A 14,932-nucleotide genomic window follows, 5' to 3' on the forward strand; every position below is an offset into this window, starting at 1 on the left:
CGAATATGTCATAAACATGATAAATTATTGAATGGAATATTATTCTGATATTATCAACCTGAATAGTTAAAAAGTTCAGAAATAGACTGAAATAATTGTTCTGTAGATATTTGGAGTGTTGGTGTGATAAAAATCGTATCATCGCCGGCAACAACGCCCAGAATTCCTTCGGATTTCCCCAGTGAATCAAGCAATCTCGCGATCAGTTGTGCTGCTCCGGGACCAGTATGAATGACAACGAGTGCCTTATTATAGTCAATGTCTAATACCAGCTCTCTGAGTGGACTGGAAACTGTTGGAACCCCCAGTTCTGCCGGTAAACAATAGACCATTTCCATCTTGGCATTTCTGGTTCTGACCGCCCCGAATTTCGTCAGCATTCTGGATACTTTCGACTGATTGATATTTTCAAATCCTTCAGATTTCAGTGCATCCACAATATCACTTTGTGAACCAAATCGTTCTTCTCTGAGCAATGCCTTAAACGAACGGATTAAATGCTCTTGTTTATCAATATTTTTCATAATTAGTTTTGATTACCCCTACCTCTGAAACGACCTATTTTCTCATAGGTATTGATATTGCTCAAAGGTATTTAAAAATTGCATCGTGTTAATACTTTGTTAACATAAAGAGACTGTCACGATAAGTAATTCTATAAAAAAGAAAATTACGACTAATATTAATAGTCCAGATCACATGTTGTTGAGTTGTTGCGCCACTTCGCAAAGCTGGCGTCTCTACATTGTAATTATGGCTTAATTGCTATAATTGTTAATTGATTGCATATCGATCGCCCTACAAAAATATTTAGAGAGGAAAACTCCAAGGAGAAATGAAATGAAAGTAGCAGTCATAGGTGCAGCAGGGGGCATTGGTCAGGCCCTTGCTTTATTACTGAAGAACCACTTACCATCTGGCTCTGATCTTGCTCTGTATGATATTGCGCCAGTGACACCTGGAGTTGCAAAAGATTTAAGCCATATACCAACTCCGGTCTCGATCAATGGCTATTCCGGTGAAGATCCCACTCCGGCATTAGAGGGTGCAGATATCGTATTGATTTCAGCAGGGGTTGCCCGTAAGCCCGGAATGGATCGAGCTGATCTTTTTAATGTTAATGCCGGTATTGTGAAGTCTCTTGCTGAGAGAATTGCGGTTGTTTGTCCGCAAGCCTGTATCGGAATTATTACAAATCCGGTGAATACGACTGTGCCTATTGCCGCAGAAGTACTCAAAAAAGCAGGTGTATACGACAAGAGAAAGTTGTTCGGAGTGACGACACTGGATGTGATCCGTTCAGAAACTTTTGTTGCTGAATTGAAAGGAAAAGATCCTCATTCTGTTCATGTACCGGTGATTGGCGGACACTCAGGGGTGACTATATTGCCTTTACTCTCTCAGGTTGAGGGGGTTGAATTTACTGATGAAGAAATCCCTGCTTTAACGCATCGTATTCAGAATGCCGGTACTGAAGTGGTTGAAGCGAAAGCTGGCGGCGGCAGTGCGACTTTATCTATGGGGCAGGCAGCCTGTCGTTTCGGACTTTCTCTGGTTAAGGCGCTTCAGGGACAGCCTGATGTGATCGAATGTGCATATATAGATAGTGATAGTGAGCTGGCTCCATTCTTTGCACAACCTGTCAGATTAGGTAAACATGGTGTAGAAGAAGTACTGAGTTTTGGTGAACTGAGTCAGTTTGAAAAACAGGCGTTGGATGACATGCTTAGTGTACTCAGAGACGACATTCAGACAGGAGTTGACTTCGTCTGATGGTCTCTGTATAGAAGTGATGACCTGAACGAATAAAGAGCTGGCCCGAATGTGTCAGCTCTTTTTGTATCTCTTCTAACTTGTTCTGTGGACGGCAATATCAGCCAGAGCAATGAGTGCCTCTTTATAATCGTTTTCAGGGATGATCTTCAAAGCTTCAATCGCTTTATTCGCTTCTTCCTCAGCTTTTCGGCGGGTGTAGTCAAATGCCCCGGTTTCATTCATGGCCAGCATGATTTCCTCCAGGTGAGACATACCGTTACCTGTTTCTATAGCTTTCCGGATAATGCTAGCCTGACTTTCAGAGCCATGCCTCATTGCATAAATGAGAGGCAATGTTGGCTTGCCTTCGGCAAGATCATCTCCGACATTTTTTCCCATATCATCGCCATCAGAGGTGTAATCCATCACATCATCAATCAATTGAAAAGCAGTCCCGAGATACTTTCCGTAATTACGAAATGCCGCTTCTGTTTCGTCTGATGAGTCCGCAAGAATGGCTCCAATTTGTGCCGCAGCCTCAAAAAGCCGGGCAGTCTTAGAGTAAATCACCTGCATATAGTTTTCTTCGGTTGTATCCGGATCATTGCAGTTCATCAATTGCTGAACTTCACCTTCTGCAATGACATTTACAGCACTACTCATCAGATCAAGGATCTTTAAAGATCCTAACTGAGTCATCATCTGGAAAGATCGGGTATAGATGTAGTCTCCGACGAGCACACTGGCTGCATTGCCAAATGTGATATTCGCCGTTGCTTTACCCCGGCGCATATCTGACTCATCTACGACGTCATCATGGAGCAATGTTGCTGTATGAATGAATTCAATAAATGCAGCAGCTGCTGTATGGGATTCTCCCTGATAATTCAAAGCTTTTGCTGAAAGTATTGAAAGAAGAGGGCGTAATCGCTTCCCACCATTTCCGATAATGTAGAAACCAAGCTGATTGATTAGCGATACATCAGAATTTAATTGAGCAACTATTATTTCGTTCACTTTTGCCATATCACTGGCAGTTAATGCTTGGATAGTCTTAAAATCCATTGTTAATCCGGCTGAGGTTAGATTTTTTGAGGTAATACATCCTTTGGAATCTACGAATAATACACTAAAAAACGCAAATAAATACATGCTAGAATGCGTTGCTCTGGGGACTTTTATCCGTTGATACAATTTTCGCCAAATTTTTCAAAATATGGCTTGTCATGAAGAGTCCGTTCGCGTAGAATTTGCGCCCTATTGATGATTAGTTTAGCGCACACCCTGACTGCCTGATCATTTTGATCAATCACGTATATGGCTGTGCGGAAAGAGCGGAGTAAAATAATGTACGCTGTTTTCCAATCTGGTGGTAAACAACACCGTGTAAGCGAAGGTCAAACACTTCGTTTAGAAAAGTTAGACGTTGAAACTGGTGCAACGGTTGAGTTTGATAAAGTTCTGCTTGTTGCCAATGGCGAAGACATTAAAGTTGGTGCCCCTCTGGTTGAGGGTGGTAAAGTGACTGCTGAAGTCGTACAACACGGTCGTGGCGATAAAGTTAAAATCGTTAAGTTCCGTCGTCGTAAGCACTCTCGTAAGCAGCAAGGTCACCGTCAGTGGTTCACTGAAGTGAAAATTACTGGCATCAACGCTTAATTTAGTAGGAGAGTTTATCAATGGCACACAAAAAAGCTGGTGGTTCTACTCGTAACGGCCGCGATTCTGAAAGTAAACGCCTTGGTGTTAAACGTTTTGGCGGTGAGTCTGTTCTTGCAGGGAACATCATCGTTCGTCAACGTGGTACTAAGTTCCATGCCGGAACTAACGTAGGTATCGGTAAAGATCACACTTTGTTTGCTCTGTCTGATGGCAAAGTAAAATTTGAAGTTAAAGGTCCTAAAAACCGTAAATTCGTTAGTATCGAAGCTGAATAAGCTGACTTTCTGATTGAATTTAAAAGCCCTGCCATTCATGGTAGGGTTTTTTATTTATCTGATTCAGAACATTCATGTGATAAAAACCCTTTATATTTATACCCAGACGATTTGTTGCTCAGATCGTCTGGGTATAAATATGCATAAAATGAAATTCAGAATATCTGATTTACGGATGCTAGAATTTCAGGTGTAGCCTTATGTTGAAGTTACAATGCGACGGTTCGGAGTAGAAGATGAAATTCGTTGATGAAGCTGTAATCAAAGTTGATGCCGGGGACGGTGGTAATGGTGTTGTTAGCTTTTGGCGGGAAAAGTTTGTCGCTAAAGGTGGTCCTGATGGCGGAGATGGCGGAGACGGTGGTGACGTTTACATTCTTGCGGATGAAAATCTGAATACACTCATCGATTATCGCTTTCAAAGATTTTATGCGGCTGAACGTGGTGAGAATGGGCGTGGCGGTAACTGTACCGGGAAACGCGGAAAAGATATTATTCTGCGGGTACCTGTCGGAACCAGAGCAGTTGATATTCATACCAATGAAATCGTCGGGGAAGTTGCAGAGCACGGAAAGAAACTGATGGTCGCCAAAGGCGGATATCATGGCTTGGGGAATACCCGTTTTAAGTCTTCGGTTAACCGGGCACCGCGTCAGAAAACTCTGGGTACAAAGGGAGAAGTCCGGGAGCTGCGACTCGAATTATTGCTGCTTGCTGATGTGGGTATGCTTGGGTTACCGAATGCAGGTAAGTCGACTTTTATCCGTGCTGTTTCTGCTGCTAAACCTAAAGTTGCGGATTACCCATTCACTACTTTAATTCCCAGTCTGGGAGTTGTCAGTGTTCTTCCTGAGAAAAGCTTTGTTGTGGCAGATATTCCCGGTTTGATTGAGGGAGCTTCAGATGGTGCTGGTCTTGGTATTCGCTTCCTGAAGCATCTGGAGCGTTGCCGGGTATTATTACATATGATCGATCTGTTACCGGTTGATCAAAGTGATCCTGCCGAAAATGCAAAAATTATTGTGGATGAATTACTTCAGTACAGCGATAAGCTGGCAGATAAACCTCGTTGGCTGGTTTTCAATAAAGTTGATTTGTTGCCGGAAGAAGAGGCAGAAGCAGTTATTCAACGGGTTCTTGATGCTTTATCCTGGGACGGTGAATATTATCAGATAGCTGCAATCAATAAGAAAGGCACGAAAGCATTGTGCATGAAGCTCTCAGAATTTATGGATAGTCTTCCTAAAGAAGAGACTCAGTCAGCAGATGAAGAAGATAAAGTTGATTTCATGTGGGATGATTATCATCAGGCAACAATCAACAGTGATCATGTGATTACCGAAGATGATGACTGGGATGACGACTGGGACGATGAAGAAGATGACGGACATGTCATTTATACCCGTGAATAATTATTTAAAAATTTCATATAATAGCCGCAATTGTTTATTGCGGTTTTTTTTGTCTAAATCATTTTTAGTTACATGTTTGTCAGGCAAACTCTATACCCAAACAACCTGCATCTTCAGGTTGTTTGAGTATATATTTGATGATGAAAATTATAGTTGTTAGGAAAGGAATCATGACATCGAAACAGAGAGCTGTATCTCGTTTGATTGCACAAGCCGGTCAGATGTTATTAGCCCACGGGGCTGAAAGTACACTTGTCGCTGATATTATGCGTCGTATGGGTGTTGCAAGTGGTATGAATGAGGTCGAGGTTGCTTTAACAGCAAACTCACTTGTTGTTACAACCGTATTTGATGAGCACTGTATTACGACCGCAAGGCGTTGCCAGGATCGCGGTATTAATATGAAGGTTGTTACACATATTCAACGTCTCTGTATCATGATGGAAAAAGGCATTATTGATTACATTTTTGCGCAGCAGAAACTGAATAAAATTGAACCTGAACGATATAACCGCTGGATAGTTGTTGGCATGATTGGATTATCCTGCGGTGCGTTCAGCCATTTAGCCGGGGGAGACTGGATAATCTTTCTGGCCACGTTTATCTCTTCGGCTGCCGGAATGATCGTCAGACAGGAAATCGGGCACCGCCACTTTAATCCTCTGCTGAATTTTGCCGTGACGGCTTTCGTGACTTCGATTATTTCGGCGCAAGCTGTGCTTTATGAATGGGGAAATAAACCTTCTTTGGTGATGGCTTGCTCCGTACTGATGCTTGTTCCCGGTTTTCCTCTGATTAATTCAGTCGCTGATATGTTGAAAGGTTATGCAAATACTGGTATCGCGAGGTTCCTTATTGCGACTTTGCTTACTTTATCTACCTGTTTGGGAATTATTGCTGCAATGTTTGTCACCGGAGTTGGCGCATGGACATAAGTATATTTGATTTATTTTCAGGACTGCTGAACGATATGTTCTTTGCTGCAATTCCTGCGGTTGGATTTGCCCTGGTTTTTAATGTGCCAGCGCCGGCTTTAAAGTATTGTGCGCTGGGTGGTGCGATCGGACACGGCTGCCGGTTCTTGCTGATGCACTTTGGCATGCCAATCGAGTGGGGCACTTTTTTTGCCGCAACGCTTGTCGGTACGATTGGTGTCCACTGGTCCCATCGTTTTCTGGCGCACCCGAAAGTTTTTACTGTTGCAGCTCTGATTCCAATGGTTCCGGGGGTGTTTACTTATCGTGCCATGATTGCCATGGTAGAAATTAATCATGTTGGCTTTTCTCCGGAGCTGTTTTCTATGCTCATGGAAAACTTTTTAAAAGCGATGTTCATTATTGCTGGTCTGGCAGTTGGTCTGGCTGTTCCGGGACTGCTGTTTTACCGGCGAAAACCGGTTGTGTAAGGTTGTGTTCACCAGCGTTCTGTATAGAATACATTGTTTATTTCTCTGATTGAAAGGTGAATCATATGATTGTCAGTATGATTGCAGCAATGGCGAATAACCGGGTAATAGGTAAAGAAAATCAGATGCCATGGCATTTACCAGCAGATTTTGCCTGGTTTAAAGAGTGTACAATGGGCAAGCCTGTCATCATGGGAAGAAAGACCTTTGAGTCGATTGGGCGTCCGTTGCCGGGGAGACGAAATATTGTCATTTCCCGTAATGCTGGTTTTGTTTCGGACGGCATTGAAGTCACAGATTCTCTGGAGCAGGCATTCTCTTTGGTGCAGGATCAGGAAGAAGTAATGATCATCGGTGGAGGCAGCTTGTATCGCATGGCTCTCAGTCAGGCATCCAAATTATATCTGACTTATATTCATGCCGACATTGAAGGAGATACCGTCTTTCCTGAAACCGGAGATGGTTGGGCAGAAACATACCGGCAGGAATATACCAAAGATGCCAGGAATGCCTATGATATGTCCTTTACGATTCAGGTTAAAGAGTAATCATACAGGCCGGGCAAACCTGAGTTTTCTGCTCAGGTTGCTGGTTATCCATGAAGATTAATGTTGCAAAGCCGGTTGACTGAAGAGCTTTTGATCTTCCCAGCGAAGCATTGTCAGTGTGCCTCCCCAAACACAGCCGGTATCCAACCCAATGACATCGTTTTTGATACATCCTTCCAGTGCAGCCCAGTGACCAAAAATGATTTTTTTACCAAGTGTTTTTCTGTCAGGGAGCTCAAACCAGGGAGTTAATTTGGTCGGCTCAACCTCAGCCGGAGGCAGTTTACATTGCATGTCTAAGGATGAATCCGGGTGGCAGAAACGCATCCGGGTAAAGGCATTAATAATATACCTGTAACGATGAATTCCGGATAAAGATTCATTCCATAGTGCCGGATTGTTTTCATACATATGCTCAATCAACCACGCCCAGTTTTGACCTGATAATATGGATTCAATTTCTCTTGCACAATGACGGGCAGTTTCAAGATCCCATTGTGGTGATATGCCAGCATGACATAGAATAAATCCGGGATGTTCCTGCATTAAGGGCTGTCGTCTGAGCCATTCAAACAGTTCATTTTTATCTTCTGCCTGATAGATGGGAGCCGTTTTATCTTTCTTTTTTACCGGATGAATCCCCAGACCAACGGCAAGTAAATGTAAGTCGTGATTGCCTAATACCGTTTTAGCAGATGAGCCGAGATTCTTAATATACCTGAGGGTTTCCAGAGACTTAGGGCCTCTTGCGACTAAGTCTCCGGCCAGCCAGAGCGTATCCCTTTCCGGATCAAACCTAACCGTAGTCAGCAAAGACTGTAATTCATCAAAGCAGCCCTGGATATCACCGACGATGTAATTACTCAAGCTGATTCTCTCCTTGTATTAATTTAAAATGTGCGGCATCGCGAGACGGAATGGGTCTATCTCTGTACTGAATTCTTTTCCCTCGCTATCCAGCATCATGTATTGGCCCTGCATCACGCCGACGGGGGTTTCAATCACTGTACCACTGGTGTAAGTGTATTCATCACTGGCTTCAATTTCTGGCTGAACACCAACGACACCTTCTCCTTCGACGGTGATCTGTTTCCCGTTTGCATCAGTGATTAACCACCGGCGACTGATCAACTGTACTGTCTGAGAACTGAGATTTCTGATTGTGATGATATATGCAAATACATATCGGTTTTCTTCTGGAACCGACTGTTCAGGAATGTATCTGGTATGAACCTGGACTTTAACACAAGGGGAAGAAACCGCCATATTGACCTCCTGAAGAGAAACAAAAAAGTGGGCTTAGCCCACTTTATATCTCTGCTTAATTGTGGTTTTCATCGAGCCAGTTTGCTAAAGCAACAAATTGCTCAAGCGTCAGGTTTTCCGGACGACTCATTGGATTGATGCCCAGTGCTTCAAAAACGGAATCATCAACCAGTGATTTATAACAATTTCTGACGGTTTTCCGCCGTTGGTTAAAGCCTTCACGACAAACCCGATCAAGCCATTTTAAATCGTTTGCCGGATAAGGAAGTTCCTGATGAGGGACAAGCCGGACAACGGCTGAATCAACTTTTGGTGGTGGTACAAATGCCGTTGGCGGTACTTCGAGTACCGGAATGACTTTACAAAAGTACTGAGCCATTACGGTCAAACGGCCATAAGCCTTTGTACCCGGCCCGGCTGATAACCTGTTTACTACCTCTTTTTGCAGCATAAAGTGCATGTCATGCACGTCGTTGCGAAACTCAAACAGATGAAACATGAGTGGTGTAGAAATGTTGTATGGTAAGTTACCAAAAATCCGAAGTTTATTATTCGGGGTTGCCAGCTCCTGAAAGTTGAATTTTAAAGCGTCTGCTTCATGAATTGTCAGCTTATCTTTCAACTCAGGGTGATGTCGCAGGCGCTCAGCTAAATCCCGATCCAGCTCCACAACATGTAACTTATCCGTTTCACGACCCACAGGTTCAGTCAATGCGCCAAGACCCGGACCGATTTCAACTAAATTTTGTCCTGGTCTTGGATTAATCGCAGAGACAATTCCGTCAATGACATAAGGATCATTGAGAAAGTTCTGACCAAAACGCTTTCGTGCTTTATGTCCCTGATGGACATCATTTTTCATCATAATATTGAGTTACTTACTTTTATCGACTAAATCTATGGCATATTGTAAAGCCGTTTTAAAACTGCCGGTATCAGCATTGCCAGATCCAGCCAGATCTAATGCTGTGCCATGATCAACGGACGTTCTGATAAACGGCAGGCCAAGTGTAATATTTACAGAATGACCAAATCCTTTAAATTTTAGTACAGGCAGAACCTGATCATGATACATTCCGAGAATGGTGTCAGCCTGCTTCATGTATTTTTCATTAAAAATCGTGTCCGCCGGCAGCGGACCTGTCAGCTTCATCCCTTCCTGATGACGCAGTTCATCAAGTGCTGGCGTAATAGTATCGATTTCTTCACGTCCCAGGCAGCCATCTTCACCTGCATGCGGATTGAGTCCACATACATAAATATGAGGTTCCGCAAGGGCAAACTTCAGCTTAAGATCCTGGTGCAATATGCGAATAATTGATTGCAAATGAGACTTTGTTACTGCTCCTGATACTTCTGAAAGCGGCAGATGTGTTGTTGCCAAAGCAACTCTCAGTCCTTCCGTCGCAAGCATCATGACAACCAGGGGTGTTCCTGATTTCTCAGCAAAAAATTCGGTATGGCCACTGAAAGGCACACCGCTCCGGTTAATCACGCCTTTATGTACCGGTCCGGTAACAACGGCATCAAATTCACCGCTCATACAGCCCAGGCATGCATGTTCCAGTGTACTGAGTACATACTGTGCATTCTGTTCATTGAGCTGGCCGGTAATCACCGGCTCGGCAACAGGAATATGTTTGACGAGCAGCGAGCCTGCGGTTTGTGCCACCGGAGCGCTTCCTGGCTGATAGTTGTTTATCTGAACTTTAATTCCAAGTTGAGTTGCTCTTTGTTGCAGTAAATGCTTATCAGCGCAAATAACAAGCTGATGGTTCCAGTCTTTCTGAGAAAGGGCTAAGACTAAATCGGGTCCGATTCCTGCCGGCTCACCGGCAGTGACAACGATACGTCTGGTTTCCATCAGTTTTTCTCCAGATTCTCGATATATGCGCCTGCTTTTAATTCTTGCAACCAGGCACTTGATTCTTCGTTAAATTTACGGTTAAACAATATGTTATAGGCTTTGTTTTTCATCGCAGCATCGGTTTTATCTACCTGTCTGCGGCCAAGCACTTCAACAATATGCCATCCATGAACTGTTTTAAATGGCTGACTGATTTTACCGACGGGTAAAGTTTCTATCTGATGTTTAAATTCAGGAACGAATATTTCAGGAGCGTGATAACCCAGTTCCCCTTTCTGAACAGCTGAACCAGGATCCTGACTATATTGTTCTGCCAGTTCTCCGAATGTGGCTTTCCCTGACTTAATTTGCTGAATGAAACCTTCCAGCTCTTTTTTGGCCCCTTCATCACTCAGAATGATAGAAGGCTTAATCAGAATATGCCGGGCATTGATTTCAGTGACAGATAAAGTTTCCAGCCCTTTTACATCATCAATCTTCAGAATGTGGAAGCCGATACCGCTTCTGAACGGGCCGATAATTGAGCCTTTTTTCTGCAGTTTAATCTGGTCTGCAAAAATGGTCGGCATTTCTTCTTTGCGCATCCATCCCCAGCTTCCTCCCTGTAAGGCTTTTGGTCCTTTGGAGTAAGTGATCGCCTGTTTGCTGAAATTAGCACCTTTTTTCAGCTTTCGGACGATTTGATCAGCAAGGGCTTTTTGTTTTGCTTTGTCTTCATCATTTTCAACCCGCAACTGAATATGGCTGATTTTATATTGAACCGTCGTATCACTCTGTTTGGTCAGAATATTTGCGAGTGACTCAACCTCTGCCGGCTGAATGTTGATACGTCGTCTGACGAAAGCATTTCTGGCCTCTGAAATTTTAATCTCAGTGCGTATTTTTTCTCTGAAAACAGCATAGGGAATCCCCGCTTTTTCAACAGAAGCCTGCAGCTGTTTCAGTGTCTGCTTATGATCTTTTGCAATCCCCTGTATCGCTTTATTCAGGCGGTCATCATCAATTTTGATACCGATACGGTTGGCTTCCTGCACCTGTAAAGTATCCAGGATCAGTTTATCGATGACCTGCTCCCGTAAAGCATCCTCTTTCGGTAAGGGTTGTTTTTTCTGTTTTGCATTGAGCTTAATGAGTCTGAGTTCTGTATCGATATCACTGGACAAGATCGTGCCATCATTGACGATCATCGCCGTTCGATCCAGCTCAACCGGAGCGGCGTTAATATTCAGGCTGATTAAGCTGATTATTGTAATCAGGAAGTGTTGCCAAAATTTCATCAAAAATCCTACTCTTTCCGGGTCAGTTTTTAATTATTAAGGAAAAACGGGCGGCCGTAGCCAAGAGAATCCGAACCATATCTGGATCGGGTGCCCATGTTCGTACCGAAGCCGACAATACCGACATTTACACTAAAGTTATTGTCATAGACTGCAGATGCATCCGGGTATTGCGAGAATCCGGGGTTCCACTCATCCAGTTCCCGTCTATAAGTAAACCCGATATACCAGCAGTCTGAGATATAGGTTAAATTAGCCTGCCATTCGATTGATTGATCGGTCGTTAAATCATAATAATACAGAGCTTTAGTATTCCAGTTTTTGTTGATTGAATATTGGGTCACGACTCCGAGCTGTGAAATACCATCTTTTGTCAAAGCATCGACATTGAGCGTATCACCAACTGTATCAACAATATATTCTTTTGCCACATACCGGTAATTGGTCTGGATAAATCCTTTCGGCCGACGATATTCTAAGGTGCTGTTTGCAACCTGGATATTTGAGGTATCCACATCGTACTGGATGCCGCCGTGATAGAAGAGGTAATCACCATAGTTAAAGTCCATCTCCACAGCCCAGGCTGAATAGTTGGAGTTATCACCATCCTCGCTGCTGGCATATTTCTCTTTCAGGCTTTTATCAAGATAAAAAATCTGTCCGAATGCAATATTCAGACGCTCTTTGTATTCATCATCAAAGAAACGTGAGGTAGCACCATAACTGATTTGGTTTGCCGGAGCGATATAATCAACGCCACTGTATCGCCGGCTACGGAACAGTCCGTAATAATCCGTTTGGAGCAGGGTTGTGTCATAACGTGCAATTGATGACTGATCTTCTTTCGGTACGTACAGATATTGAATCTGTGGTTCTAAGGTCTGTGTATAACCATTCAGTAATCGTGAGTCTCTTTCCAGTACCAGCCCCATGTGAGAACGGAATTCAGGAATAGTCCGGGACACGGTTTTTTCATAATCATCCGAGGTTGTATCCTTCAAATCCTGCTGATAATAAGTGGAAAGCAGACGGGCTTCCGTGGTCCAGTTTCCCCAGGTAGCACCTACCGGAATTTTGAAACCCGGCTCAATGTGAACCCTTGTGGCAGACGGCTGTGTTGTGGCATCGGTATCAAAGCGGGAAATATGGCTTTTCAGGTCGAAATCCAGATAACGCATAATCGCTGGTGCGTAATAGTTGAAAGCGAGCTGTGGCATCAGTTGATAAGGCTGATTACCACTTGTTGTCAGGATCTGAAAATCACGGGTCAGTAAGGATAAGTCCCAATTTTGAGAACGATAACTGAGTTGGGCTTCCTGTACCAGTTGACCATCCTGACGACTACCGATTGTTGATTCAATATCAGAGAAATAATCAATATCACTGACCTTTGAATAGTTCAGCGAGAATTGCCAGGCCTTGTGATAAATGCCTGAATGAAACAGGTTCAGACCCCAGCGCTCACCTTCTTCCAGATTTTGTTTGTCTTCCGGCATGTATTCATAATCAATCGCGCCACTTCCCCAGTCAGTCAGATAGCGGAACCTGCTGTTAAGCTGTGTTCCCCTTTTCTCCATATGTTTGAAATCTGTCTGCAGGTCATAATTCGGTGCCAGATTCCAGTAAACCGGAAGCGTTAGTTCGAACCCGTTTTGAGAGCCGAAGCTGAACGTCGGGTAAAGAAAACCGGTTTTGCGGGTATCTCCGATTGGTACTGTCAGTACCGGCAAATAAAAGAACGGAACGCCCTGAATCTCCATCCGGGGATTGTAAAACGTCGCTTCTTCTTCATTTTGGTCGATATAAATGCTGGATGCTTTTAATTGCCAGGAATTATCATTTTCAGGACATGAGGTAATCGAGCCATCTTCAATTTTATATAGCGCTTTTCCGGTTCGGGCAACATAGACGGCATCTCCCCGGCCTGGTTTGCACAGAAACTGATAATGCGTGTTTTCCAGAGTCACTTCGTCAGTGCTCAGATTATTGGTCGCTTTATCTGATACGGTTTGTAGCTCGCCGTCGGTGAAGTTGACATTTCCCTGAGCAACAACGACGTTTTCCTTCTGATGGAGTGTTACCTTTTCAGCGGACATCCGTTTATTGCCTTGTGTGACCACAACATTTCCGGAATAAGTCGCTTTATCGCCATTAATTGCCTCTAGCTTATCTGCTTCGACATTGATAGGCTGGTTTAAGTTGTCAGGAGCCGCTGAAGAGTCGACATGACATTGCTCTGTAACCAGTGGCTGGCTTTTATTCTTTTCCGGAATTGAATCCGCGTAGCTGTATGGTATAAAAAGCGCTGCACTGATCGAAGCAGCCAGTAACGAACGAGGAAAATCTGACATCAAGTTGTACTATCCTGTTGAATTGAGTTGATTCGGAATGATCAGCATCAGTTGAACTATAAATGTCTTTAATATAATGGAAATTGAATCATACAGCACTAGTAGACTGCGAAACTTATAAAAAATTCATAGATTGAGATGGGTAAATGTATATTTTTGGCAAAATTTTGGGAGTTTTCTTTGGGTTATTGTTTGGCGGACCGATTGGGGCGCTCATCGGGCTTTTCTTAGGGCATCAGTTCGATAAGGCCCGGGGATTACATAATTCTCCTTTTTCTTCATCATCATTTTCATCCGGAGAGGCTCAGCAAGCTCGTCAGGAACAGTTCTTTAAAGCTGCTTTTTCTGTGATGGGACACGTGGCGAAGGCAAAGGGGAAAGTCACAAAAGAAGAGATTCATTTAGCCACTTTAATGATGGAAAGAATGAATCTCACGGAAGCACAAAAGACGGCTGCACAAAATGCTTTCCGGGATGGTAAATCACCGGATTTCCCTCTGGAAGACACGCTGGAGCAGGTTGTTCAGGCTACAGGACGTCGTCATGATCTGTTGCAGTTTTTTCTTGAATTACAAATCTCAGCTGCGTTTGCTGATGGTGACCTGCATCCGATAGAAAGAAACCTGTTACACAAGATAGCCAGAGGGTTGGGTTTCTCTTCTGAATACCTTGAACGACGTTTAAGGATGCAGGAAGCTGCATTCCGTTTTCAAAGAAATGCCCGGTTTGGCGGGGGTGGGGGATATCAGGAAGGCGCAGGATCGGCTTATCAGGAACAGCAAACGGCAGATCGCCTTGATGATGCATACAAGCTGTTAGGTGTGGATAAAGATGCAGAAGCTGGTGTGGTTAAAAAAGCTTACCGTAAACTGATGAACGAGCACCATCCCGATAAACTTATGGCAAAAGGGTTGCCACCTGAGATGATGACCGTGGCTAAAGAAAAGTCTCAGGAGATACAGCAAGCTTATGATTTGATCAAAAAAGTGAAAGGTTTCAAATAGCTCAAATGCTCATTGCCAAAAAGATTAACTGATAGCAAAAACCCGGTATGTCCGGGTTTTTCTTTATACGGACGAAAAAAAACACAGCGATAAGCTGTGTTTTTTAAAAG

16 protein-coding genes are annotated in these 14,932 nt (G+C 43.6%); 8 read left to right on the plus strand and 8 right to left on the minus strand.

Annotated elements, in window-relative coordinates; all coding sequences use genetic code 11:
• Window positions 1–53: 53 nt before the first annotated feature.
• Window positions 54–524, minus strand: a complete 471-nt coding sequence (gene argR / locus OC443_RS02675) for a transcriptional regulator ArgR (RefSeq protein WP_073580805.1) — start codon at window positions 522–524, stop codon at window positions 54–56.
• A gap of 316 nt (window positions 525–840) precedes the next feature.
• Here argR and mdh point away from each other — a divergent pair, with 316 nt between their 5' ends.
• Window positions 841–1,773 carry a malate dehydrogenase gene (mdh, locus tag OC443_RS02680; protein WP_073580807.1) on the plus strand — a complete coding sequence of 311 codons (933 nt, stop codon included), beginning with the start codon at window positions 841–843 and terminating at the stop codon, window positions 1,771–1,773.
• A gap of 75 nt (window positions 1,774–1,848) precedes the next feature.
• On the opposite strand, the gene ispB is transcribed toward mdh, so the two are convergent.
• Window positions 1,849–2,820: an octaprenyl diphosphate synthase gene (ispB, locus tag OC443_RS02685; protein WP_073580809.1), complete on the minus strand. Its 972-nt coding sequence runs from the start codon at window positions 2,818–2,820 to the stop codon at window positions 1,849–1,851.
• 282 nt (window positions 2,821–3,102) lie between these two features.
• Here ispB and rplU point away from each other — a divergent pair, with 282 nt between their 5' ends.
• The 6 genes from rplU (at window position 3,103) to folA (ending at window position 7,057) form a co-directional block, all read left to right on the plus strand.
• On the plus strand, window positions 3,103–3,414 hold the full coding sequence (gene rplU, locus OC443_RS02690) for a 50S ribosomal protein L21 (RefSeq protein WP_073580811.1): 312 nt from the start codon (window positions 3,103–3,105) through the stop codon (window positions 3,412–3,414).
• 20 nt (window positions 3,415–3,434) lie between these two features.
• The gene (gene rpmA, locus OC443_RS02695) at window positions 3,435–3,692 is read left to right on the plus strand and encodes a 50S ribosomal protein L27 (protein WP_014205843.1); all 258 of its coding nucleotides are present in this window, start codon (window positions 3,435–3,437) and stop codon (window positions 3,690–3,692) included.
• Between the two features lie 236 nt (window positions 3,693–3,928).
• On the plus strand, window positions 3,929–5,104 hold the full coding sequence (cgtA, locus tag OC443_RS02700; protein ID WP_073580813.1) for an Obg family GTPase CgtA: 1,176 nt from the start codon (window positions 3,929–3,931) through the stop codon (window positions 5,102–5,104).
• Window positions 5,105–5,274: 170 nt separating this feature from the next.
• The gene (locus OC443_RS02705) at window positions 5,275–6,039 is read left to right on the plus strand and encodes a threonine/serine exporter family protein (RefSeq protein ID WP_073580815.1); all 765 of its coding nucleotides are present in this window, start codon (window positions 5,275–5,277) and stop codon (window positions 6,037–6,039) included.
• Window positions 6,036–6,509, plus strand: coding sequence for a threonine/serine exporter family protein (locus tag OC443_RS02710; RefSeq protein ID WP_200796903.1), 474 nt, complete (start codon window positions 6,036–6,038; stop codon window positions 6,507–6,509). The genes OC443_RS02705 and OC443_RS02710 overlap by 4 nt, the downstream gene beginning before the upstream one ends.
• Window positions 6,510–6,574: 65 nt before the next feature.
• The gene (gene folA / locus OC443_RS02715; protein ID WP_073580819.1) at window positions 6,575–7,057 is read left to right on the plus strand and encodes a type 3 dihydrofolate reductase; all 483 of its coding nucleotides are present in this window, start codon (window positions 6,575–6,577) and stop codon (window positions 7,055–7,057) included.
• A 57-nt stretch (window positions 7,058–7,114) separates the two neighbouring features.
• On the opposite strand, the gene OC443_RS02720 is transcribed toward folA, so the two are convergent.
• From OC443_RS02720 to lptD, 6 genes are read right to left on the minus strand one after another with little or no spacing between them, the layout of a single operon-like run.
• Window positions 7,115–7,924, minus strand: a complete 810-nt coding sequence (locus tag OC443_RS02720; protein WP_073580821.1) for a symmetrical bis(5'-nucleosyl)-tetraphosphatase — start codon at window positions 7,922–7,924, stop codon at window positions 7,115–7,117.
• 18 nt (window positions 7,925–7,942) lie between these two features.
• Entirely contained in the window at window positions 7,943–8,323 is a 381-nt protein-coding gene (gene apaG / locus OC443_RS02725) for a Co2+/Mg2+ efflux protein ApaG (protein WP_073580823.1), read from the minus strand.
• A 55-nt stretch (window positions 8,324–8,378) separates the two neighbouring features.
• Complete coding sequence (gene rsmA / locus OC443_RS02730) at window positions 8,379–9,185, minus strand: 16S rRNA (adenine(1518)-N(6)/adenine(1519)-N(6))-dimethyltransferase RsmA (protein WP_073580973.1); 807 nt, start codon at window positions 9,183–9,185, stop codon at window positions 8,379–8,381.
• Between the two features lie 12 nt (window positions 9,186–9,197).
• Window positions 9,198–10,187, minus strand: coding sequence for a 4-hydroxythreonine-4-phosphate dehydrogenase PdxA (gene pdxA, locus OC443_RS02735; RefSeq protein WP_073580825.1), 990 nt, complete (start codon window positions 10,185–10,187; stop codon window positions 9,198–9,200).
• The gene (gene surA, locus OC443_RS02740; RefSeq protein WP_073580827.1) at window positions 10,187–11,467 is read right to left on the minus strand and encodes a peptidylprolyl isomerase SurA; all 1,281 of its coding nucleotides are present in this window, start codon (window positions 11,465–11,467) and stop codon (window positions 10,187–10,189) included. The genes pdxA and surA overlap by 1 nt, the downstream gene beginning before the upstream one ends.
• Before the next feature lie 29 nt (window positions 11,468–11,496).
• A complete protein-coding gene (gene lptD / locus OC443_RS02745; RefSeq protein WP_073580829.1) occupies window positions 11,497–13,818 on the minus strand; it encodes an LPS assembly protein LptD in 2,322 nt (773 codons plus the stop codon).
• 146 nt (window positions 13,819–13,964) lie between these two features.
• On the opposite strand from lptD, the gene djlA reads away from it, so the two are divergent.
• Complete coding sequence (djlA, locus tag OC443_RS02750; protein ID WP_073580831.1) at window positions 13,965–14,822, plus strand: co-chaperone DjlA; 858 nt, start codon at window positions 13,965–13,967, stop codon at window positions 14,820–14,822.
• The last annotated feature ends 110 nt before the right edge of the window (window positions 14,823–14,932 follow it).

This window comes from Vibrio quintilis (assembly GCF_024529975.1).
GTDB lineage: Bacteria > Pseudomonadota > Gammaproteobacteria > Enterobacterales > Vibrionaceae > Vibrio > Vibrio quintilis.

What these genes read in the sequence shown, in the direction of transcription:
- argR (WP_073580805.1), bottom strand. Translation starts at nt 524, where the DNA reads ATGAAAAATATTGATAAACAAGAGCATTTAATCCGTTCGTTTAAGGCA.
- mdh (WP_073580807.1), top strand. Translation starts at nt 841, where the DNA reads ATGAAAGTAGCAGTCATAGGTGCAGCAGGGGGCATTGGTCAGGCCCTT.
- ispB (WP_073580809.1), bottom strand. Translation starts at nt 2,820, where the DNA reads ATGGATTTTAAGACTATCCAAGCATTAACTGCCAGTGATATGGCAAAA.
- rplU (WP_073580811.1), top strand. Translation starts at nt 3,103, where the DNA reads ATGTACGCTGTTTTCCAATCTGGTGGTAAACAACACCGTGTAAGCGAA.
- rpmA (WP_014205843.1), top strand. Translation starts at nt 3,435, where the DNA reads ATGGCACACAAAAAAGCTGGTGGTTCTACTCGTAACGGCCGCGATTCT.
- cgtA (WP_073580813.1), top strand. Translation starts at nt 3,929, where the DNA reads ATGAAATTCGTTGATGAAGCTGTAATCAAAGTTGATGCCGGGGACGGT.
- OC443_RS02705 (WP_073580815.1), top strand. Translation starts at nt 5,275, where the DNA reads ATGACATCGAAACAGAGAGCTGTATCTCGTTTGATTGCACAAGCCGGT.
- folA (WP_073580819.1), top strand. Translation starts at nt 6,575, where the DNA reads ATGATTGTCAGTATGATTGCAGCAATGGCGAATAACCGGGTAATAGGT.
- apaG (WP_073580823.1), bottom strand. Translation starts at nt 8,323, where the DNA reads ATGGCGGTTTCTTCCCCTTGTGTTAAAGTCCAGGTTCATACCAGATAC.
- rsmA (WP_073580973.1), bottom strand. Translation starts at nt 9,185, where the DNA reads ATGAAAAATGATGTCCATCAGGGACATAAAGCACGAAAGCGTTTTGGT.
- pdxA (WP_073580825.1), bottom strand. Translation starts at nt 10,187, where the DNA reads ATGGAAACCAGACGTATCGTTGTCACTGCCGGTGAGCCGGCAGGAATC.
- surA (WP_073580827.1), bottom strand. Translation starts at nt 11,467, where the DNA reads ATGAAATTTTGGCAACACTTCCTGATTACAATAATCAGCTTAATCAGC.
- lptD (WP_073580829.1), bottom strand. Translation starts at nt 13,818, where the DNA reads ATGTCAGATTTTCCTCGTTCGTTACTGGCTGCTTCGATCAGTGCAGCG.
- djlA (WP_073580831.1), top strand. Translation starts at nt 13,965, where the DNA reads ATGTATATTTTTGGCAAAATTTTGGGAGTTTTCTTTGGGTTATTGTTT.